The 21,154-nt window shown below is 73.5% G+C and carries 19 protein-coding genes and 2 tRNA genes; 10 read left to right on the top strand and 11 right to left on the bottom strand.

The genetic code is table 11. From position 1 onward, the window contains the following. Positions 1-46 precede the first annotated feature (46 nt). On the bottom strand, positions 47-775 hold the full coding sequence (locus tag GA0070618_RS15360) for an SOS response-associated peptidase (RefSeq protein WP_088982248.1): 729 nt from the start codon (positions 773-775) through the stop codon (positions 47-49). A 177-nt stretch (positions 776-952) separates the two neighbouring features. On the opposite strand from GA0070618_RS15360, the gene aroA reads away from it, so the two are divergent. The 4 genes from aroA to GA0070618_RS15340 are packed head-to-tail and all read left to right on the top strand — an operon-like array spanning position 953 to position 5,242. Beyond that, entirely contained in the window at positions 953-2,254 is a 1,302-nt protein-coding gene (gene aroA, locus GA0070618_RS15355; RefSeq protein WP_088985545.1) for a 3-phosphoshikimate 1-carboxyvinyltransferase, read from the top strand. 55 nt (positions 2,255-2,309) lie between these two features. After that, a complete protein-coding gene (gene rsgA / locus GA0070618_RS15350) occupies positions 2,310-3,344 on the top strand; it encodes a ribosome small subunit-dependent GTPase A (protein ID WP_231931750.1) in 1,035 nt (344 codons plus the stop codon). Positions 3,345-3,368: 24 nt separating this feature from the next. After that, on the top strand, positions 3,369-4,172 hold the full coding sequence (hisN, locus tag GA0070618_RS15345; RefSeq protein WP_088982246.1) for a histidinol-phosphatase: 804 nt from the start codon (positions 3,369-3,371) through the stop codon (positions 4,170-4,172). Between the two features lie 59 nt (positions 4,173-4,231). Next, positions 4,232-5,242, top strand: a complete 1,011-nt coding sequence (locus GA0070618_RS15340) for a hypothetical protein (RefSeq protein ID WP_231931902.1) — start codon at positions 4,232-4,234, stop codon at positions 5,240-5,242. Here GA0070618_RS15340 and GA0070618_RS15335 read toward each other — a convergent pair. Then, complete coding sequence (locus GA0070618_RS15335) at positions 5,200-6,399, bottom strand: glycosyltransferase (RefSeq protein WP_088985544.1); 1,200 nt, start codon at positions 6,397-6,399, stop codon at positions 5,200-5,202. The two genes, GA0070618_RS15340 and GA0070618_RS15335, sit on opposite strands and share 43 nt — an antisense overlap. Before the next feature lie 267 nt (positions 6,400-6,666). On the opposite strand from GA0070618_RS15335, the gene GA0070618_RS15330 reads away from it, so the two are divergent. The 3 genes from GA0070618_RS15330 to GA0070618_RS15320 all read left to right on the top strand — a co-directional run bounded on the left by GA0070618_RS15330 (position 6,667) and on the right by GA0070618_RS15320 (position 9,074). Then, positions 6,667-7,653 (top strand): SDR family oxidoreductase, encoded by a 987-nt coding sequence (locus GA0070618_RS15330; RefSeq protein ID WP_088982245.1) that lies wholly within the window; start codon positions 6,667-6,669, stop codon positions 7,651-7,653. A gap of 59 nt (positions 7,654-7,712) precedes the next feature. Beyond that, positions 7,713-8,432, top strand: coding sequence for an ATP-binding protein (locus GA0070618_RS15325; RefSeq protein ID WP_231931749.1), 720 nt, complete (start codon positions 7,713-7,715; stop codon positions 8,430-8,432). A gap of 69 nt (positions 8,433-8,501) precedes the next feature. Further along, positions 8,502-9,074, top strand: coding sequence for a DUF5709 domain-containing protein (locus tag GA0070618_RS15320; protein WP_088982243.1), 573 nt, complete (start codon positions 8,502-8,504; stop codon positions 9,072-9,074). A gap of 22 nt (positions 9,075-9,096) precedes the next feature. Here the strand turns inward: GA0070618_RS15320 and GA0070618_RS15315 are convergent, their stop codons facing one another. Together GA0070618_RS15315 and macS are read right to left on the bottom strand one after the other, a co-directional pair. Then, positions 9,097-9,762: a response regulator gene (locus GA0070618_RS15315; RefSeq protein ID WP_088982242.1), complete on the bottom strand. Its 666-nt coding sequence runs from the start codon at positions 9,760-9,762 to the stop codon at positions 9,097-9,099. A gap of 9 nt (positions 9,763-9,771) precedes the next feature. Next, a complete protein-coding gene (macS, locus tag GA0070618_RS15310; RefSeq protein WP_088982241.1) occupies positions 9,772-11,094 on the bottom strand; it encodes a MacS family sensor histidine kinase in 1,323 nt (440 codons plus the stop codon). 120 nt (positions 11,095-11,214) lie between these two features. On the opposite strand from macS, the gene GA0070618_RS15305 reads away from it, so the two are divergent. Both GA0070618_RS15305 and glpK read left to right on the top strand, forming a co-directional pair. Further along, entirely contained in the window at positions 11,215-11,676 is a 462-nt protein-coding gene (locus GA0070618_RS15305) for an ATP-binding protein (protein WP_088982240.1), read from the top strand. A 33-nt stretch (positions 11,677-11,709) separates the two neighbouring features. Further along, positions 11,710-13,182 carry a glycerol kinase GlpK gene (gene glpK, locus GA0070618_RS15300; protein WP_088985543.1) on the top strand — a complete coding sequence of 491 codons (1,473 nt, stop codon included), beginning with the start codon at positions 11,710-11,712 and terminating at the stop codon, positions 13,180-13,182. Between the two features lie 73 nt (positions 13,183-13,255). Here the strand turns inward: glpK and GA0070618_RS15295 are convergent, their stop codons facing one another. Next, the gene (locus tag GA0070618_RS15295; protein ID WP_088982239.1) at positions 13,256-14,089 is read right to left on the bottom strand and encodes a phosphoribosylaminoimidazolesuccinocarboxamide synthase; all 834 of its coding nucleotides are present in this window, start codon (positions 14,087-14,089) and stop codon (positions 13,256-13,258) included. Between the two features lie 190 nt (positions 14,090-14,279). Between GA0070618_RS15295 and GA0070618_RS15290 the strand changes: the two genes are divergently transcribed. After that, positions 14,280-15,614 (top strand): ABC transporter substrate-binding protein, encoded by a 1,335-nt coding sequence (locus GA0070618_RS15290; protein WP_231931748.1) that lies wholly within the window; start codon positions 14,280-14,282, stop codon positions 15,612-15,614. A gap of 57 nt (positions 15,615-15,671) precedes the next feature. Here the strand turns inward: GA0070618_RS15290 and GA0070618_RS15285 are convergent, their stop codons facing one another. From GA0070618_RS15285 to GA0070618_RS15260, 6 genes are all read right to left on the bottom strand, one after another. Beyond that, positions 15,672-15,920: a hypothetical protein gene (locus GA0070618_RS15285; protein ID WP_088982237.1), complete on the bottom strand. Its 249-nt coding sequence runs from the start codon at positions 15,918-15,920 to the stop codon at positions 15,672-15,674. A 136-nt stretch (positions 15,921-16,056) separates the two neighbouring features. Continuing rightward, a tRNA-Met gene (locus GA0070618_RS15280) sits at positions 16,057-16,133 on the bottom strand. Positions 16,134-16,413: 280 nt separating this feature from the next. Beyond that, positions 16,414-16,490: transfer RNA gene (locus GA0070618_RS15275), tRNA-Met, on the bottom strand. 135 nt (positions 16,491-16,625) lie between these two features. Next, positions 16,626-19,622: a UPF0182 family membrane protein gene (locus tag GA0070618_RS15270; RefSeq protein WP_269148490.1), complete on the bottom strand. Its 2,997-nt coding sequence runs from the start codon at positions 19,620-19,622 to the stop codon at positions 16,626-16,628. Between the two features lie 143 nt (positions 19,623-19,765). Beyond that, positions 19,766-20,779 (bottom strand): YlbL family protein, encoded by a 1,014-nt coding sequence (locus GA0070618_RS15265; protein WP_088982235.1) that lies wholly within the window; start codon positions 20,777-20,779, stop codon positions 19,766-19,768. A gap of 79 nt (positions 20,780-20,858) precedes the next feature. Beyond that, positions 20,859-21,125, bottom strand: coding sequence for a hypothetical protein (locus GA0070618_RS15260; protein WP_414467583.1), 267 nt, complete (start codon positions 21,123-21,125; stop codon positions 20,859-20,861). Between the last annotated feature and the right edge of the window lie 29 nt (positions 21,126-21,154).

Below are 21,154 nucleotides of genomic sequence, written 5' to 3'. Positions count from 1 at the left end.
GTCCGCAACTCTGGCAAATCAGCACCCGACAATGCGCTGACGCCGTTCAGAACAGCGTCATTTCGTCGGCCGCCTCCGCCACCGGCGGACGGCGACGCGGCACCGGCACACCGGGCACCCGGGCGGTCAGTTCCGGCCCCTCGTTGCGGACGTTGCCCACCGCCGGTCCGACCGGACGGATCTCCAGCCCGGCCAGCCAGTCCTCGTCCGCGCCGAGCAGGGCGGTCGGGTCGGCGGTGGGAGCGAGCCACCGGCCCCAGCGATCCGGCGGAAGGAGCACCGGCATCCGGTCGTGCACGTCGGCCAGCACGCCCAGGGCGGCGGTGGTGAGCACGCTACAGGTGAGACGAGGGCCGTCCGGGCCCCGCCACACCGACCAGATCCCGGCGAGGGCGAGCACGTCGCCGTCGGTCCGGGTCAGGTAGTACGGCTGCTTGCCGCCCTCGGTGCGGGCCCACTCGTACCAGCCGTCGGCGGGCACCAGGCAACGACGGCGGGCGAACGGGGCAGCGTACGCCCGGCTGGTCGCCACCGTCTCCGCGCGAGCGTTGATCATGCGCGCCCCGGCCGCCGGGGACGTCGCCCACGGCGGCAGCAGCCCCCAGCGGGCCAGGGACAGGGCCCGCGCCCCCTCGTCGTCGACCCGGATCACCGGCACCGGTTTGGTCGGCGCGACGTTCCAGTCCGGCCGCAGCCGGCCGTCGGTGTCGTCGTACGCCTCGAAGAGCTGGCTCAGCGTCCCGGAACCACGGGTGGTCGCGTACCTGCCGCACATGCGGACACGCTAACCCGCCCGACCGACTCCCGACCGTCCCACCGACGGCGGGCGATCCGCTCCGGCCGACGGCGGACGACCCCGTCCCTCCCGACCGGCGGACGACCGCGTCCCGCCCACCGGGAGGCGACGTGCCGGCTTCGTCCACCGGGGCCGGGAACCCGGCAGAATGTGACCGTGGGGAATCTGACCGCGATCCGTCCGTTGCAGCCGTGGACCGCACCGACCGCCAGCGACCCGGTCGCGGCGACACTCCGGCTGCCCGGCTCCAAGTCGCTGACCGCACGGGCCCTGGTGCTCGGCGCCCTGGCCAGCGGGCCATCCACCCTGCTGGGGGCGCTCCGGGCCCGGGACACCGAACTCATGGCCGGCGGGCTGCGGGCGATGGGCGCACACATGTCGATCGCCGACGACGACCGGTGGCTGGTCCGGCCGCACCCGCTGGTCGGCCCGGCGCACGTCGACGTCGGCCTGGCCGGCACGGTGATGCGTTTCGTCCCGCCCGTCGCGGGGCTGACCGACGGCCGGGTCACCTTCGACGGCGACCCGGCGGCCCGGACCCGCCCGCTCGGCCCGCTGGTCGAGGCGCTTCGGTCGCTCGGCGTCCGGATCGACGTCACCGGTCCGGGAAGCCTGCCGCTGACCGTGCTCGGCACCGGCCGGGTGACCGGCGGCGAGGTCGTCATCGACGCCTCCGCCTCCAGCCAGCTCGTCTCCGGGCTGCTGCTGGCCGCCCCGCGCTTCGACCGGGGTGTGGTGGTCCGGCACGTGGGCCCGCCGGTCCCGTCCGCGCCGCACCTGCGGATGACCGTGCAGATGCTCCGCGCCGCCGGCGCGGCCGTGGACGACGGCACGCCCGACGTCTGGACGGTCGAGCCCGGACCGCTCAGCGGACGGGTCTGGGAGATCGAGCCGGACCTCTCCGGCGCGGTTCCGTTCTTCGCCGCCGCGCTGGTCACCGGGGGCGAGGTGACCCTGCGTGGCTGGCCGCGCAGCAGCGCCCAGCCGGTCGAGCGGCTCCGCTCGCTGCTGCACGAGATGGGCGGGGAGGTGAGCCTCTCCACGGCCGGGCTGACCGTGCGGGGCACCGGCGCGGTGCACGGCATCACCGCCGACCTTTCCGACGTCAGCGAGCTGACCCCGGTGCTGACCGCGCTCGCCATGCTCGCCGACTCCCCGTCGACGTTCACCGGGGTCGGGCACATCCGGGGCCACGAGACCGACCGGATCGCCGCGCTGGCCCGCGAGTTCGCCGGACTCGGCGCGGACGTCACCGAGTCCCCCGACGGGCTGGAGATCCGGCCCCGGCCGCTGCGCGGCGGGGCGTTCCGCACGTACCACGACCACCGGATGGCGCACGCCGCCGCGGTGACCGGGCTGGCCGTGCCGGGCGTCGAACTCGACGACGTGTCGTGCACCTCCAAGACCATGCCCGAGTTCCCGGCACTATGGTCGAGGATGGTGACCGGCGGGAACTGACGGACAGGGGGCGGTCCTGGCGACCAGACGACGGCGCGAGTACGACGAGGAGGACGTGCGGGTCCGGCCCGGCCGGTCCTCCCGTCCGCGTACCCGGACCCGTCCACAGCACGCCGACGCGGTCGACGGGTTCGTGGTCGCCGTCGACCGGGGCCGCTACACCTGCGTCCTCCCCGACGACGGCCCGGACGACCCCGTCGTCACCGCGATGCGCGCCCGCGAGCTGGGCCGCCGGTCGGTGGTGGTCGGCGACCGGGTCGGGCTGGTCGGCGACACCACCGGGGCGGACGGCGCACTGGCCCGGATCGTCCGGATCGACGAGCGCCGCTCGGTGCTGCGCCGCACCGCCGACGACGACGAGACCACCCCCGAGGGACGGCTGGAACGCGTCGTGGTGGCCAACGCCGACCAGTTGGTGATCGTCAGCTCGCTGTCGGACCCACCACCGCGCACCGGTTTCATCGACCGCTGCCTGGTGGCCGCGTACGACGCGGACGTCGAACCGCTGCTCTGCCTGACCAAGGCCGACCTGGCCGGCCCGGAGGCCGTCCTCGGCTACTACGCCGAACTGGACCTGCCGCACGTGCTCGTCCGGCCGGACTCCGACCTGACCGGGCTGCGCGCACTGCTCGCCGGACGGATCTCGGTCATGGTCGGGCACTCCGGCGTGGGCAAGTCGACACTGGTGAACCGGCTGGTGCCGGCGGCCGACCGAGCGGTGGGCACGGTCAGTGCGATCGGCCGGGGCCGGCACACCTCGACCAGCGCGGTGGCGCTGCGGCTGCCCCCGGTGCCCGACGCCGACACCGACCCGGGCTGGATCGTGGACACCCCCGGGGTGCGCAGCTTCGGGCTGGCGCACGTCTCGGCGGAGAGCCTGCTGCACGGCTTCCCCGACCTGGTGGAGGCGACCGCCGACTGTCCGGCCAACTGTGAGCACACCGCCGACCAGGAGAACTGCGCGCTGGACGCCTGGGTGGCCGCCGGCAAGGCGGATCCGCGCCGGCTGGCGTCGTACCGCCGGTTGCTCGCCTCACGGGCCGGGGAGACCGACGTGCGGACGGAGGCCGACCCGCACGGCACGGCGTGACGGCGACGTCGCTACCGTCACCCCATGACCGGGTACGCCGACGACCTCGCCCTCGCCCACCTGCTCGCCGACGCCGCCGACGCCGTGTCCATGGCCCGGTTCCGCGCCCTCGACCTCCGGGTGGAGGCCAAGCCCGACCTGACGCCGGTCTCCGACGCGGACACCGCCGTGGAACGGGAGATCCGCGCCATCCTCGCCACCCACCGTCCGGCCGACGGTCTGCTCGGCGAGGAGTACGGCGAACAGCCGGCGACCGGCGCGGCCGGGCGGCGGTGGGTGGTCGACCCGATCGACGGCACCAAGAACTTCGTCCGGGGGGTGCCGATCTGGGCCACCCTGATCGCGCTGCTGGAGGCCGACCGGCCGGTGCTCGGGCTGGTCTCCGCACCGGCACTGGGCCGGCGCTGGTGGGCGGCGACCGGCGCGGGCGCGTACGCCGGCCCGGACGCGGCGCACGGCGAACCGATCCGGGTCTCCCGGGTGGGCCGCCTGGCCGACGCGAGCTTCTGTTACGCCTCGCTGGACGGCTGGGAGGCGACCGGACGGCTGGAGCCGATGCTCCAGCTCATGCGGGACACCTGGCGCAGCCGGGCGTACGGGGACTTCTACGGTTACATGCTGCTGGCCGAGGGCGCCCTGGACGTGATGGTCGAACCGGAACTGTCCCTGTGGGACATCGCCGCGCTGGTGCCGATCGTCACCGAGGCGGGCGGCACCCTCACCGACCTGGCCGGCGACCCCGCGCCCGGCGACGGCAGCTCGGTGGCGACCAACGGCGCCCTGCACCCCGACATCCTCGACCGGCTGGCTCGGCCTACCGAGCGCTGAACCGGGGCACCATCTATCCTCGCCGGGTGTCTACCTCCGGTTGGTGTTTCCTCGCGGCGATGATCGTCGCGTACGGCATCGCCAACCTCCTCCAGTCCGTCGCCGCCACGCGGACGACCGTGCACCACACCTTCCACCCGGGACTGCTGCTGCGGCTGGCCTGCCACCCCACCTACCTGGTCGGACTCACCTGTCAGGTGGCCGGGTTCGTGCTGGCCTTCCTGGCCCGCCGGGACCTGCCGCTCTTCCTGGTCCAGGCCAGCGTGGCGGCCGGGCTGGGGGTCACCGCGGTGCTGGGCGTGCTGGTGTTGAAGTGGCGGCTGCCGAGGGCCGAGGTGGCTCTGCTCGTCCTGCTCTTCGGCGGGATCACCGCGCTGGTGCTGGCCGCGCGGCCCGCACCGTCCGGCCAACTCGGCACGGCCGGGCTGGTCGGTCTGACGGTCACCCTGGCCGCCGTCGCGCTGCTCGGCTTCTTCGCGGTACGCCTGCACGGCGCGCCCGGCTCGGTGGCGCTCGGTTCCCTGGCCGGACTGGCCTTCTCCGCCGCCGCGGTGGCCGCCCGGCCGCTGGCGTCGGTGCCCTCGACGGAGGCGTTCCTCCGCGACCCGCTGCTCTACCTGCTGATCGCGCACTCGCTGGTCGGCCAGCTCCTGCTCGGGCTGGCCATGCAGCGCGGGTCGACCACGGCGGCGGTGGCCGCGATGGACGCCGCCGGGGCGGTGCCCGCCGCGATCGTCGGGCTGCTGCTGCTCAACGACAAGATCTGGCCCGGTCGGGAGTGGCTGGCTGCCGTCGGCTTCCTGGGCACGCTGGTCGCGGTGATCGGCCTGACCCGGTACGCCGAACCGCAGCACCACCGACCGGCCGTCGAGCGCCGTGACCGCCCGGTGCTCCCGGCGGCGCGGATGCCGGGCGGTGCGGGCGCTGGCGCGGCCGCTGAGGTGGTAGCAGGGGTCCCCTCCTCATCACCAGGCGGTAACAGGGGTCCCCTGCTACCAACCCGGCACGGCCCGCACGCGCACGCTTCTCACGCCTCCACCGGTTTGCGCCGGCCGACCACCCGTTCGTAGAGGCGCTCCAGGGCGCCTGCGGTCCGTTCCCAGGTGTAGCTGCACCGCACCCGGTCCACCGCCGCGTGCCCGTACGCGAACCGGCCGGCGTGGTCGGCGAGGATCCGTCGCAGGGTCACCCCCAGGACGCGGACGTCGCCGGGCGGCACCAGGCGGCCGGTGACCTCGTCCACCACCGCGTCGGCGATGCCGCCCATGGCGTAGCCGACCACCGGCACACCGCAGGCCATCGCCTCCAGCGAGACCCGCCCGGCGGAGGCGTAGTGCGGGGTGCAGACGACCACGTCGGCCGACCGGTACCAGGTGGCCATCTGGTCGTGCGGCACCGCGCCGACCAGGCGTACCTGCTCGGCGACGCCGGCCCGTTCGGCCAGTTCGCGCAGCCGGCGGGCCTCGGTGTGCGCGCCGAGCTGTTCGACCGGGGGTCCCCCGGCGATCACCAGTTCCGCGTCGCCGACCAGGCGCATCGCCCGGATCATGTCGTCGTGGCCGCTGGACGGGGTCAGCCCGCCGACGGTGAGGATCCGGGGCCGTTGCTCCCGGGGCGCGGCCTCCCCGTCGGGGTGGAACTGCTCGGTGTCCACGCCGGTCGGCACCAGCGCCACCGAGGCGCGTTGCAGGCCCATCCGGGTCAGCTCGTCGACCTCGTCGTTGCACTGGGCGACAGCCATGTCCACCGCGCGGGTCAGGGCCCGCTCCAGCGGGATCCGCTCCCCCGGTCCGGAGTACTCCCGGCCGAGATGGCGCAGTTGCTCGATGCCGAGGGAGTGGAAGGTCTGCACCACCGGCACGTCGGTCCCCCGGGCCGCGTGCGCGGCGGCCAGCCCGCCGACCCAGTAGTGGCCGTGCACCACGTCCGGACGCCAGTCGCCGGCCCACTGGTCGGCCAACCACTGGCCGAACTCGGCCACGTACGGCACCAGCCGGGCGGTGGGGGTCGGCGCGGGCGGCCCGACCGGGACCAGCTCCAGCCGGTAGCCGTCGCGGTCCAGGTTCGGGGGCACGTCGGGGTCGTCGCGTCGTTCGTAGACCCGGACGTCGTGGCCACGGCCGGCGAGTTCGGCGGCGATCCGGGCGATGTGCTGGTGTGTGCCGACGACAGGACCGTCGGCACGCCGGGCCGGCCCGGCGTGCGCGCAGACTAGGCCGACGCGCATGGTCACCTCCATGCGATCACGAGCTACGGTCCTCCGGTCAGAGGGTCCCATTAACCTGGGGCCAAGGAGTCGAAACCTGGCAGATCAGGATCGGTCGGACCGAGGCGCGGCCACCGGGGACGCGGTCGTCCGTGGTCGCGCGCACGATGGCGGGTCGGCACCCGGTCGACGAACACCGTCCACCTCGAACATGCCAGACCAATGCCGCCAACGGGAAGAATTACCTCGGACAGGCATGCAACCGGTGGACCGGGGTACCGGCTCAGAATGCCCCTCACCCGCAGCCTCGACGACTCGACCGTGGTGGTCACCGGCGCCTCCAGCGGCATCGGCGCGGCGACCGCCTGTGCCCTGGCCCGCCGGGGTGCCGACGTGGTGCTCGCCGCGCGCAGCGCGGACGCCCTCGCGGAGGTGGCCGAACGCTGTCGACGGTCGGGGGGACGGGCGTTGGCCGTCCCCACCGACGTCACGGACCCGGCGCAGGTCGAGAAGCTCGCCGCCCGCGCGGTGGCGCAGTTCGGCCGGATCGACGCCTGGGTGAACAACGCGGCGGTCAGCGCGGTGGGGCTGTTCGACGAGATCCCGGCCGACGAGTTCCGCCGGGTGGTCGAGGTGAACCTGCTCGGTGTGGTGCACGGCACCCGGGCCGCCCTGCCGCACCTGCTCGCGTCCGGCGGCGGGGTGGTGGTCAACAACGCCTCGGTGCTGGCCGAGGTGGCGATGCCGTACCAGTCGGCGTACAACGCGACGAAGCACGGGATCCGGGGGTTCGCCGACACGGTGCGGCAGGAGTTGCGGGTCACCGGGCGGCACGCCGTCTCGATCTGCACGGTGCTGCCGGCCAGCATCGACACGCCGTTCTTCGCGCACGCGGCGAACCACACCGGCCGGGAGCTGACCCCACCCCCGCCGGTCTACCCGCCCGAACTGGTGGCGGAGACGATCGTCCGATTGATCCGCCGGCCCCGGCGGGAGGCGTACGCGGGCGGAGCCGCCCGCCTGCTCGGCCTCCAGTGGCGATTGGTCCCGGCACTGGCCGAGCGGGCCCTCGGCTGGTACGCCGCCCGCACCCAGCTCGGACCGGAGGCCCGTCCCGGCGGCAGTGGCAACGTGTTCCGGGCCGACGCCACGGCCGAACCGGAGGGCGGCTGGCACGGTCGCCGCCGCCAGCTGGTCCGGGTCGGCACCGCGCTCGGTCTCGCCGCCGCCGGCACCGCCGCCGTGCTGGCCAGACGCACCAGGTCCGAGTCATGACCTCGCCGCCGGGCCGGCCGGATGCGCGCCCTCCTGGTGGCGTGCACAATAGGGCGACTATGCCGACGGACGTGCGCTGCCAGGTGGAGACGGACGGATCCGCACTGGTCCGGCTGACCGGAGTGCTCGACCGCGCCGGCATGACCCGCGTCCGGGACGCGCTCCTCGCCTGGCTCGGCGACCATGCCGGTCCGGTGGTGGTGGATCTCTCCGGGCTCCGGGTCACCGATCCCGCCGCCCGTACGGTCTTCACCGAGGTCCGCCGGGCGGTCGCCGACTGGCCCGCGGCGGACCTGCTGATCTGCGACCCGGCCGGCGGCTGGACGGTCGACGGGGCACCGGTCTGGTCGAGTCGCGACGTGGCCCTCGCCGGACTCCCCTCCGGTGGCGTGCTCACCCTGGACCTGCCGCCTGCGGCCGGCTCGGCCCGGCAGGCCCGCGAGCTGGTCGCCGCCGGCTGCGCCCGGTGGGGCCTGCCCGATCTGATCGAACCGGCCGCGATCGCGGTCACCGAGTTGGTCAACAACGTGGTGGCCCATGCCCTGACCCCGATGACGGTGCGGCTCGCCCCCGGCCACCGCCTGCTGCGGCTGGGCGTCCGGGACCACTCCCCCCGTACGCCCCGGTTCGCCGGGCTCGCCCCGCTCACCTCGACCGGTGGCCGGGGGCTGCTGCTGATCGACACCGTGGCCCGCCGCTGGGGTTGCACCCCGTTGCCGGAGGGGAAGCTGGTCTGGGCGGTCCTGCACGGGGAGGACGAGGACGCTCTGGTCGGTTAGTCCCGTTCTGGGGCCGTGTCGACGGGCCGGGGACGGTTACGCCGGGTGGGCAACGGGTAGGGACCAGCCATGCGCGACGACGAGTACCCGACCCCCGTGTCCGACCCCGAGGCGGAGGGCCTGCCCGACACCGCCGACGACGACTCCACCGCCAACGACGACGTCGAGACCGGCCGCGAGGCGGACGGTCCGGAGCCGGCGCAGCTGCCCGGTGACCGTACGCCGGTGGCCGTGGACCGGTTCGGGGCCACCGCCGAGGAGCAGCGCGACGGCGAGTCACTGGACTACAAGCTCGACCGCGAGCGGTACGAGCGTCCCGCCGACGATCCGCTGGCCGGTCCGGTCGACCCGGACATCGCGGCCGAGGCGGACAGCGAGGAGGCCGCCGCGCAGGCCCAGCTCGACGCCGACGTGCTGAATCCCGGCCCCACCTCCGACCCGAACTCCCCGGTGTCCCTCTACGACCACGGGCAGCTCGGCGGGGTCGCCGACGCCCAGGTCGGGCGGCTGGTCGAGCCGGACGAGGGGGCGCGGAGCGACACCGAGACCGACTCGGTCGCGTACGACGCCGGGGCGGCCGGGGGCGGTGCGACCGCCGAGGAGTTGGCCATCCACGAGACCCGCCCGCCCGAGGCGCACTGACCGCCACCGGGGCGGGTGCGGGTCAGTCGTCGAGGCCCTGGGAGATGGCGTAACGGGTCAGCTCGACCCGGTTGTGCAGGTGGAGTTTGCCGAGCGTGTTCTGCACGTGGTTCTGCACCGTACGGTGCGACAGGCCCAGCCGTGCGGCGATCTGCTTGTACGACAGCCCCTTGGCCACCAGGCGCAGCACCTCGGTCTCCCGTTCGGTGAGCCGGGGTGTCCCGTCGTCGCCGGCCGGCGTCCCCGGCCCGGCGGCCAACCGGCGGTACTCGCCGAGCACCAGGCCGGCGAGGCCCGGGGTGAAGACGGCCTCCCCACGCGCGGTACGCCCGACGGCGTCCAGGAACTCGGCCGCCGCGGCCGACTTGAGCAGGTAGCCGGTGGCGCCGGCCTTCACCGCCTCCAGGACGTCCTGCTCCTCGCCGCTGGCGGAGAGCATCAGCACCCGCACCTCGGGCAGTGCCGCCCGCAGCCCACGGATCACCTCGACCCCGCCCGCGTCGGGCAGGTGCAGGTCGAGGACGACGACGTCGGGCCGGGCGGCGGGGGCGATCCGGACCGCCTGGCGTCCCTCGCCGGTGGTGGCGACCACGAGGTGACCGGCTTCGGTGAGGTCCCGCGCCACCCCGTCCCGCCACATCGGGTGGTCGTCGACCACCATCACCCGGACCGCCTCGATCTCGCCCATCCCGCCACCCTAGGCGGCCCCGCCAAGGCCCCGTGGACGGGTGGCTCTCGATCGGGGCAGCACCAGTTCGATCTCGGTGCCCTCGCCGGGGTGGGCGGTGACCGTGGTGCTACCGCCGAGGTCGGCCAGGCGGCCCCGGATGGACTGGGCCACCCCGAGGCGACCCTGGGCGGCGGCCTCGTCCAGTCGGCCGGGCGGGATCCCGGGGCCGGCGTCGCGGACCGAGACCCGCACCAGGGTCCCCTCGTCCTCCAGCAGCACCCAGGCCCGGCCGTCCGCGTGCCGGGCGACGTTGTCCAGGGCCGCCGCCACGGCGGCGGCCACCTCCTCCGCCGCATGCTCGGGCAGCGGCACCGCCGTGGCGGGGGCGGCCAAGGACACCGTCGGCCCGGCGAACCGGCGGAGCAGGTCCCGCAGGTCGCGTGTCCCGTCCGCCGCCGTACCACCGCCCGGCGGCGCGGCACCGGCCCGTCCGGGTGCCGGGTCCACGGACCAACCCGCCGGCCCGGACCGCGACGCGGCCACCGACGACGCCCCCGAGACCGACGACGCCCCGGGAGCCACCGAACCGGGGGGCGAGCCCGGAGCCACCGGGCCGGACGGCAGCCGGGAAGCCGGCGGACCGGTGGCGATCAGGGCACGCAGGGCCGCCTCCTGCTCACCGGCGAGCCGGGCCAGTTCGCCGGCCTCGCCGTCGAGGTGCGCGCCGCGCCGCTGCACCATCGCCAGCACCTGGAGCACCGAGTCGTGGATGTCCCGGGCGAGCCGTTCCCGTTCCCGGGTCGCCGCCTCCAGTTCGACCGCCCGCTGCAACCGCTGCTCGGCAGTCACCGCCAGCCGGGCCACGTGCCCGACCACCACGCCGGCCAGCAGCAGCAGGACCGCGCCGTTGAGCGCCGACGGGGCGAGCCAGCCCCGGACCACGAGGTCGCCGGCTCCGAGCACCAGCGCGGCCGCCGCACCCCGGCGCCGGCCGCCGGAGACCGCCCAGGCCAGCACCGGGCCGCCGAGCCAGGCCACGGCGAGGGCGGGCACCCCGGCGGCGAGCGCCGCGCGCCCGACCACGCCGGGGCTGAGCAGCAGGATGCCGAGGACGACACCGAGGTCCGCCAGGAGCAGCGGCCAGCCTCGCCGGGTCGGCCGGGCGTACGCGTACGCGGTGAACGCCGTCCACCCGGCCATCGCCACCAGCACCGGCCAGGCGGCCAGCGGGTGGGCGTACCGGTGGAGGTCGCGCAGGAGCACCGCGCAGGCGTACCCGAGGGCGGCGACGCGGTAGACGGCGATGGCCCGCCAGAGCGGCACCTCCAGCCCGCCGGGCGGGGTCGGCATGGGCAGCAGGATGCCACATTCGGCCCGGGGGCGGCGGCTTGGTGACGAGCCACACGCCATACCCTGCCGTAGGGTGGAAATGCCACGAAAAACATCGAGAACCAAGCGGCGGTACGGGCCATGACGAACGCCGAACGCCCCACACCGCGTACGGTGGTGCCCATCGAACGTTCCCTGCTGATCGCCGAAGCCTTCGACCAGGCTCAGGTGACGGAGCTGCGACACTCCGTCACCTCCTGCGTGTATGCCGCCGGACTCTCCGGTCAACGCCTGGACGACTTCGTGCTGGCGGTCAACGAGCTGATCACCAACGCCGTCCGACACGGCGGCGGACGAGGCTGGCTACGGCTGTGGCGGGCGGCGGAGAGCGTGCTGTGCGAGGTCTCCGACCACGGTCAGGGGATCAGCACCCAGCGCCTGCGCGACCGGCGGCGACCGGCCCCGGACACCGCCGGGGGCTGGGGGCTCTGGCTGGCCCGGGAACTCAGCGACACCATGCAGGTGGAGACCGGCCCGGCCGGCACCACCGTACGGATCAGCGCCGCTCTCCAGGCCCCGCAGCCCACCGGGCGCGGGGACTGACGCGGGCGGCTCGGCCCGGGTACGGTGCTCCGGGTGAGCCCGGAACACGTCGCCGCCATCGATCAGGGCACCACCTCCTCCCGCTGCATCGTCTTCGACCGCGCCGGGGAGATCGTCGCCGTCGCCCAGCGCGAGCACCGGCAGGTCTTCCCCCGCCCCGGCTGGGTGGAGCACGACGCCGAGGAGATCTGGGCCAACGTGGAACGGGTGGTCCGGGAGGCGCTGGCGAGCGCGGGGCTCGGCCCGGAGGCGCTCGCCGCGGTCGGCATCACCAACCAGCGGGAGACGACAGTCGTCTGGGACCGCGCCACCGGTCGTCCGGTCGCCAACGCGATCGTCTGGCAGGACACCCGCACCGAGCCGCTCCTGCGGGAACTGGACGAGGAGCTGTTCCGCTCCCGCACCGGGCTGCCGCTGGCCACCTACTTCGCCGGGCCGAAGCTGCGCTGGCTGCTCGACCACGTCGACGGGCTGCGGGATCGCGCCGAAGCCGGTGAGGTGCTCTTCGGCACCATGGACAGCTGGCTGGTCTGGAAGCTCACCGGCCGGCACGTCACCGACGTGACCAACGCCAGCCGGACCCTGCTGATGGACCTGCGCACCCTGGACTGGGATCCGGAGCTGCTCGACGCGCTGGGCGTACCGGCCGGCATGCTGCCCGAGATCCGCTCCTCCGCCGAGGTGTACGGCACCGCGTCCGGGGTGCTCGCCGGGGTGCCGGTGGCCAGCGCCCTCGGCGACCAGCAGGCCGCCCTGTTCGGGCAGACCTGCTTCCAGCCAGGCGAGGCGAAGTGCACCTACGGCACCGGCAGTTTCCTGCTGCTCAACACCGGGGCCAGTCCGGTGCCGTCGAGCCACGGCCTGCTCACCACCGTCGCTTACCGGATCGGCGACCAGCCGGCGGCGTACGCACTGGAGGGGGCGATCGCGGTCACCGGGTCACTGGTGCAGTGGCTCCGGGACAACCTCGGGCTGATCTCCACCGCCCCCGAGGTGGAGGAACTGGCCCGCACCGTCGACGACAACGGGGGCTGCTACGTCGTCCCGGCCTTCTCCGGGCTGTTCGCCCCGCACTGGCGCAGCGACGCCCGGGGCGTCGTCGCCGGGCTGACCGGCTACATCACGAAGGGGCACCTGGCCCGGGCGGTGCTGGAGGCCTCGGCCTGGCAGACCCGGGACGTGGTGGACGCGATGAACGCCGACTCCGACGTGGCGTTGCGCCGACTGCGGGTGGACGGCGGGATGACCGCCAACGCGCTGCTCATGCAGTTTCTCGCCGACGTGCTCGACGTGCCGGTGGTGCGCTCCCGGATCACCGAGACCACCTGCCTCGGCGCCGCGTACGCGGCCGGCCTGGCGGTCGGCTTCTGGCCGGACCTGGCCACCCTGCGTGGGCAGTGGCGCTCCGACGCGCAGTGGACGCCCGACATGGACGCCGGCCACCGCGAGCGGGAGCTGCGCAACTGGCACAAGGCGGTGCAACGCACCCTCGACTGGGTCGACTGACCACCGGCCGACCGGGCCATGTCGGCCGGGCACCGGCCGGTCGACTCGCGCGGGCACGCCCGCGCGGGCCGGGTCACTGCCAGCGGTTGCCGGTCAGCTTCTCGTAGACGTCGACGTAGCGGGCCCGGGTCGCCTCGACCACCTCGGCCGGCACCTCCGGGGCGGGGGCCTGCTTGTTCCAGCCGCTGCCGGCCGCCCAGTCCCGGACGTACTGCTTGTCGTAGGAGAACTGGGGCCGACCCGGCTGGTACGACTCGGCCGGCCAGAACCGCGACGAGTCGGAGGTGAGCACCTCGTCGCCGAGGACGAGGGTGCCGTCGGGCGCCCAACCCAGCTCGATCTTGGTGTCGGCGACCAGGATGCCCCGGTCGGCGGCGATCTCCGCGCCCCGGCGGTAGACGTCGATGGTGATCTGCCGAAGCCGCTCGGCGGTCTCCTGGCCGACCTTCGCCGCCACCTGCTCGTAGGTGATCGGCTCGTCGTGCTCCCCCATCGGCGCCTTGGTCGACGGCGTGAAGATCGGCTCGGGCAGGATCGACGCCTCCACCAGCCCCCGGGGCAGCGCGACTCCGGAGACCGCCCCGGTGCGCTCGTACTCCTTCAGGCCGCCCCCGGTCAGGTAGCCCCGGGCCACACACTCGACCGGGACCATCTCCAGCCGGCGACAGCGGATCGCCCGCCCGGCGAACTCGGCCGGCACGTCGGTGGTGGAGACGACGTGGTTCGGGACGATGTCCGCGAGCTGCCCGAACCACCAGACCGAGAGCGCGGTCAGCAGCCGCCCCTTGTCCGGGACGGGGGTCGGCAGCACCACGTCGTAGACGGAGATCCGGTCCGAGGCGACCAGGACGAGGTCGTCCCCGTCGGCGTAGACGTCCCGTACCTTGCCGGAGTGCAGTAGTTCCACGCGGCCTAGTAGACCACGCGACGCCGGGTGCCCTTTCCCCCGTCCGTCGTACCCCGGGCAGCGGTCACCCGGGAGACCGGGCCCACACCCTGGCTTTCCGGGCCGGAGGTCCCGTCCCGCCGGACGTTGACACCTTCCCGCGTCACCTGGGTCAATGATCCGAATCCGTCCGGCGTCCCAGGAGTCGACCGTGTCCGCAGTCCCGTACCCGACCGCCCGCCGCACCGGCGCCGACCCGGGGCGTCGGCGGGTGCTCGCCGGCCTGTTCGGCCTGCCGGTCGTCGCGGCAGGTGGGCTGACCGGCTGCCGGAGCGAACCGGCGGCGCTGGTCGAGAGCGGTCCGGTCGAGCTGTCGGTGTTCTGGTGGGGCAGCGCACGCCGCGCCCAGCTCACCGAACAGGCGCTACGGCTCTACTCCGACCGGAACCCCCAGGTGACCTTCCGGGTCACCTGGCAGGGCCTCGACGGCTACTACCAGCGCCTTGCCACCCAGGCGGTGGGGGGCAACGTCCCGGACCTGTTCCAGATCGACGACACCTTCCTCACCGAGTACGCCCGCCGCGACATCCTGCTGGACCTCACCGGGTACGCCGCCGACCATCGACTCGACCTGAGCGGCCTGCCGGACGGGCTCGTCCGCTACGGCCAGGTCGCGGGCCGCACCATGGCGGTGGCCGCCGCGCAGAACTCGGCCGGGCTGGTCTTCAACCGGGATCTGCTGGCCCGGCTGCGCCAGCCCGCCCCACGCAGCGGGATGAGCTACCCGGAGTACCTCACCTGGGCGGCGCGGGTGACCGACGCCAGCGACGGCCGGGTCGCCGGCACCATGGATCCCTCCGGTGACCACCGGGCGCTCTGGCTCTGGCTGCGGTCCCGGGGCAAGGAGTTCTACCAGGGGCGCAAGCTCGGCTTCGACTCCCCGGAGCTGATCGACTGGTTCGAGCTGTGGCAGCGGGCCCGGACCGCGCGGGCCACCCCGAGCGCGGCGCTGGTGCAGCAGGCGAACGGCGGCGAACCGGCCCGCCAGCTCGTGGTCACCGGGCACACCGCCGCCTCGTTCGCCTGGTCGAACCAACTGGTCGAACTCCAGCGTCACAGCCGGGACGAGTTGGGCATCGTCAGCTGTCCCGGCCCGGCAGCCGCGCAGTGGGCGCGGGCGTCGATGTACTGGGCCGGCTTCCGGGGCACCCGCCACCCGGACGTGGTCGCCGACGTGATCAACTTCCTGACCACGAACGTGGCCGCGGGCCGGGTGCTCGGCTACGACCGGGGCCTCAGCCCGCACCTCAACATCCGCAAGTTCGTGGAGCCGACCATCCGGGACGCCTCGGTCCGGGCCTCGGCGGCCTTCGAGCTCAGCGTGGCCGACACGTTCGGCACCGCGCCACCGCCCCCGCCCACCGGGCACGCCCGGATCCGCGAGCTGCTGATCACCACCGCCGAGTCCGTCCAGGCCGGGCGGTCGACGATCCGGGCCGCCGCCTGGCGGTTCATGGCGCAGGCCGCCGCCGCGTTGGCTGCCTGACCGGCGGCGTCCGCGACCGCCCGGCGGGCGGGCCGACGCACGGCCCGCCCATCGGGTTCAGCGGGGGCCGGGGCCGCGCCGTCCGCGCGTCATCCGGATCAGCAGCAGCACGACCACCGCCACCACCACGAGGCAGCAGAGTAGGCCGAGCAGACCGAACCCGCCGCCGCGACGCCGCCGTGCGGCCTCCACGACCAGCTCGCCGGGGCCGGTGGACGCCCACGCGGCGACCGGCACGAACACGGAGAGCACCAGCGCACCGAGGACGGCTCCCAGCCGCCCCCACCATCTGTTCCAGGAAGACATGACCCCATCCTCGCCGAGGTAGGCAAGAACGGCACCCCGATCGTCCTGTGGGCGTCACCCCGCCGGGATCGGTCAGCTCTTCACGAGCCCGAGACGGAGAAGGACCCCCGGACTGTGTCCGGGGGTCCTTCTCGTGTGGTAGCGGGGACAGGATTTGAACCTGCGACCTCTGGGTTATGAGCCCAGCGAGCTACCGAGCTGCTCCACCCCGCGTCGGTATGACCACTCTATCGCATCGTCGAGCCGGGCATCGGGCGGGGGGCCCGTACCGACCGCCCCGTTCCCTGTCGCACCTGCTCTTTCCGGAAAAGCGCAGGTCATGGCGTTGCCGGACCGGTTCCGGGGTGCGGGCCGCCCGTGCGGGAGGAACATCAGGACCAAATCACGGACGGCGGGAAGCGGGACAGCCGACGAACGACGACCCGCGGAGGCCGTCTCGGCCAGCACAACGGAAAGCGAACGGCCCTCCGGTGAACCGGAGGGCCGTTCGTCGTGGTAGCGGGGACAGGATTTGAACCTGCGACCTCTGGGTTATGAGCCCAGCGAGCTACCGAGCTGCTCCACCCCGCGTCGGTATGACCAACCCTAGCGCAACCCGACGCGAACCCGCAAAACGGCCCCCCTCAAAAGTGCCGGGGCACCTTCCTCCGTACGGAACGGCAGGAAGGTGCCCCGGCGACCCTCGGGTCGGAGGTGGCCGGCGGATCAGCCGGTCGGGCTCGGTGCCGGCGAGGACGGACCGCCGCTCGGGGCGGGGGCGGACGGGCTGGCACCCGGCGCGGACGGGGCCGGGGTGGCGGCCCGCTGCGCCTGCTGGAAGGCGGTCATCGCCTCGTCCAGGGCCTTCAGCGCCCGGCCGTACCGCTCGAAGTCACCGGAGGTCTGCGCGGCCTTGACCTCCGCGATGGCGGTCTGCACCCGCTGCGCGGCCTCGGCCAGTTCACCGGTGAGCGGCGGCGGGGTCTCACCCCCGGCCGGCGGCGGCGGGGTCTCGCCCTCCCCGGCCGGCGGCGGGTTGCCGGCGGCGGCCTGCTTGCCCTGCTCGACAAGCTGCTTGATGCCCTCCTCCATGTTGTTGGCGAGCACCACGTACGAGCCGCCGTCACCGTAGGAGAGCAGCACCTTCTGCAACAGCGGGTACGCGTCCTGCTGGTTGCTCTTCACGTAGACCGGCTCGACGTAGAGCATGCCGTTGTCGAAGGGCAGCGAGAGCAGGTTGCCGTACTGCACCTGCGCCTGGTTCGAGGAGAGCAGGTTGAGCTGCTGCCGGATGGCGGCGTTGTTGGTCATCTGCTGGTGCACCTGGACCGGGCCGGAGACCCGGGTCTGGTCCGGCAGCTCCCACACCTCCAGCCGGGGCTGCCCGTCGACGTACGACCCGGAGATCAGCGCGGCCAGGTTCTGCCGGCCGTTCGGGGTGACCGCCGAGGTGAGCTGGAAGCGTGGCGCGTCCTGCTCCGGGAACTGGGTGTAGAGGTAGTACGGAGGCTGCTTCTGCCCGCTGTCCGGCGCGTCCGGCACGTTCGGCACCTGCCAGAAGTCCTGACCGGAGTAGAAGTCACCCGGGTTGGTGACGTGGAACTTGGTGAGCAGGTTGCGCTGCACCTTGAACAGGTCGGCCGGGTAGCGGAAGTGCGCGGCCAGCGCCTCCGGGATTTCCGACCTCGGCGTCACCAGGTCACCGCCGAACGCCTTGTTCCACGCCTTCAGGACCGGGTCGGCGTCGTCGAACTCGTAGAGCCGGACGGTGCCGTCGTACGCGTCGACGGTCGCCTTCACCGAGTTGCGGATGTAGTTGACGTTCTCCCGGGCGAGCTGGAAGGTGCCCCGCCCGGTCAGTTCGTCGGTGGTCTCCTGCTGGAGGTTGACCCGCTCGGCGTACGGGTAGGTGGCCGACGTGGTGTACGCGTCGACGATCCACTGGATCCGCCCGTCGACCACCGCCGGGTAGGGGTCGCCGTCGATGGTGAGGAACGGCGCGACCTTCTCCACCCGGTCCCGGGGGTTACGCACGTAGAGCAGCTTGGAGTTGTCGTTGACCGCCTCGGAGAGGAGGAAGTTCGACTCCTGCTCCTTGATCGCGTAGAGCAGCCGGCGGGTGAACGAGCCGATCTCCACCCCACCCTCGCCGGTGTAGGTGTAGTACTGCTCACCGCCGGTGGTCGGGGTGGGCCGGTCGAACTCGGCGTTCCGGTCCTCGTCGGTGGAGCCGACGATCGCGTAGTCGTCGGCGGTCATCCGCTCGCCGTAGTAGATCCGGGGCTGCTCGGTCGGGATCTGGTCGGTCTGCGCGGAGCAGCGCTCCTGCTCCCGCTCGCCGAGGAAGCCGGACACGAAGAACGGCTGACCGCCGCAGACCACCTGGTTGGCCGGTGCCCCGACCAGGCCGAAGCCGTGGGTGTAGACGGTGTGCCGGTTGATCCAGTTGCTCTGCTGGTCGGTCAGCTCGCCGTAGTTGATCTCGCGCATGCCGACCACGTAGTCCCGGGTCTGGCCGTTGACCGTGTACCGGTCGATGTCGAGCTTGGGGCCGAAGTCGTAGAAGCCCCGGACCTGCTGCAACTGGGTGTACGTCTCGGAGACCAGCTGGGGGTCGAGCAGCCGGGCGTTCGGCACCACGGCCTTGTCGGTGGCGAGCGCCGCCGGCGGGGTCAGGTTGTTCGCCCCGTACGGCGTGATCTTCGTGTCGGTCAGGCTGAACGCGGCCCGGGTCGCGTCGATGCTCCGCTGGATGTACGGGGCCTCCTTGTCCCGGGCGCTCGGCTTGACCTCGAAGGTCTGCACCGCCCACGGGTAGATGCCGCCGATCGCCACCGCGGAGATGCCCAGGAGAGCCAGCGAGATGCCCGGCCAGACCAGGTTCCGCATCACCGCGTTGGAGAAGACGATGATCGCGATGGCCACCACGATCGAGATGTAGGCGAGGATCTCCTTCGCCGGCAGCAGCGCGTTCACGTCGGCGTACCCGGCGCCGTAGAGCTTGGCGCTGTCGTTGTACTCCAGCAGCATCGCTCGCCGGTCCAGCACGTACGCGATTGCCTTGAGCAGGACGAAGACCGCGACCAGGGTGGTCAGGTGGGCCCGGGCGGCGTTGGTCATCCGGTCACCGACGCCCTGGAGGCGCACCCCGCCGAAGACGTAGTGCACGGCCAGCGCCCCGATCACCGCCAGCACCACGGCGGTGAAGCCCACCCCGAGCAGGTAACGCAGGAACGGCAACTGGAAGACGTAGAAGCCGACGTCGACGCCGAACTCGGGGTCCTTGACGCCGAAGTCGCCGCCGTTACGGAAGAGCAGCCACTGGCTCCACCGGCTCTGCGCCGAGAGCCCGGCGAAGAGCGCCACCACGGCACTGGCGAGCAGGATCCAGGTGCCGATCCGCGGTCCGAGGATCATCCGGTACCGCTCCAGGGTGGCCTGCTCGGCGGAGTGCGGGCGCAGCCCCGGGCGCAGCCGGTGGGCCAGCCACAGGTTGCCGCCGACCAGCGCCGCCATGCCCAGACCGACGGCCAGGAAGAGCAGCAGCCGGGTGACCAGCACGCCGGTGAAGACCTGCGTGTAGTCGACCTCGTCGAACCAGAGCCAGTCCGTCCACGCCTGGACACCCCAGCCGAGCAGGGTGAAGAGTACGAACACCCCGATCAGGACACCGATCGTGACGCGCCCGCGTCGGCTCATCCTGGGTAGGGGGGCACTACGCATGACCACTGTTTGGCTCCGCACGCTCGTTGTGACCGGATCCGACCAGGCCACAAGAGTACGTGGTGTTCCTGGACACCTCCGGTCAAGGTCGCGCCGCGGAGGGCCCGGTCAGCCGGAAAGCCCAGCCCAGCGGTCGTCGCCGGTCAGCAGCGGGTCGGCTCACCGCCGGTGCGCAGCGTCTCCAGGGCGGTCAGCGCCTCGTCCAGCGTGCCCACCTTCAGCAGCGGAAGACCGGGCTGCGGGTTGCTGAGCGCCTCGGCGCAGTTCGCCTCCGGCACCAGGAAGACCTTCGCCCCGGCCTGCTTCGCGCCCACCAGTTTCTGCGCGATGCCACCGATCGGACCGACCCGGCCCTCCTCGTCGATGGTGCCGGTGCCGGCGACGATCCGGCCGCCGGTGAGGTCCTCGGGATCCAGCTTGTCCACGATCCCCAGCGCGAACATCAGTCCGGCGCTCGGCCCGCCGATGTCCCCGAGGTCGATCTCCAGGGTGAACGGGTGCGGCTGCTGCTGCTCGATCTCGATCCCGACGCGCGGGCGGCCGTCCTGCTCCCGGCTGGTCACGGTGGCCGTGCCGGCGACCCCGCCCCGGGTGTATCCGATCGCCAACGCCGAGCCGACCGGCCGGGCACGGATCAATCCGGTCAGTCCGTTGGCGCTGGTCACCGGCTCGCCGTCGACCGAGGTGAGCACGTCGCCGACCTGGAGCCGCCCCGCCGAGGGGCCGTCCGCGGCCACCGTCCGGACGACCACCCGCACCGGGTAGCCGAGCTTCCGGAGCGCGGCCGTCTCGGCACTGGTCTGCGACGCGGTGAACTCCTCGGCGTTGCGCTCCTCGACCTGCTTACGGCTCTGTCCCGGCGGGTAGACCAGTTCCCGGGGCACCACCGCCCGTTCCGGCGAGAACCAGCCGGCGATCGCCGACCGCAGCTTCACCGACGGCTGCACGCCCACCGTGGTCAGCCGCAGCTGCCCCGCCGAGGTGGAGGTCTCCCGGCCGTCGATCTTGATGATCTCCTCCCCGTCCTGCGTGCCGAGGGTGTCGACGGTCGGGCCGGGGCCGAGCACCACGTACGGGATCGGCGCCGTGAGCACTCCGATGCTGAGCAGGGCGGTGAGCAGAGCACCGAGCAGGACCGTGACACCGCGACGTCTCATGCGGCAGAGCGTACCGACCGATCGGGGGCCGGCCGGGGCGGACGAACCGGCCGGTCGGAAACCCCGGGGCGGGGGCTGTTCAGGCACGTCGTCCGGCCTGCTCCGGGGTGGACGGCGTCGGCACGCGGACGACGTCCGGGTCGGCACTGCGCCGGCTTCGGGGACGGTGGGCCACGCCGAGCGCCGAGGCCAGGCAGATCGCGGCGGCCACGACGAGCGGCGGACGGCCACCGAGGCCGACGGCGGCGGAGCCGAGGGGGATCGCGAGCGCGACCGGCCCGAACATCGCGGTGTTGGCGGTCCCGGCCACCCGGCCGAGCATCGCCGTCGGTGTGCACGTCTGCACCGCGGTCACCGCGGCGACGACTTCGCCCT

The sequence above is a fragment of the Micromonospora echinospora genome (assembly GCF_900091495.1).
GTDB lineage: Bacteria > Actinomycetota > Actinomycetes > Mycobacteriales > Micromonosporaceae > Micromonospora > Micromonospora echinospora.
This window is presented reverse-complemented; position numbering and strand designations above follow the sequence as displayed.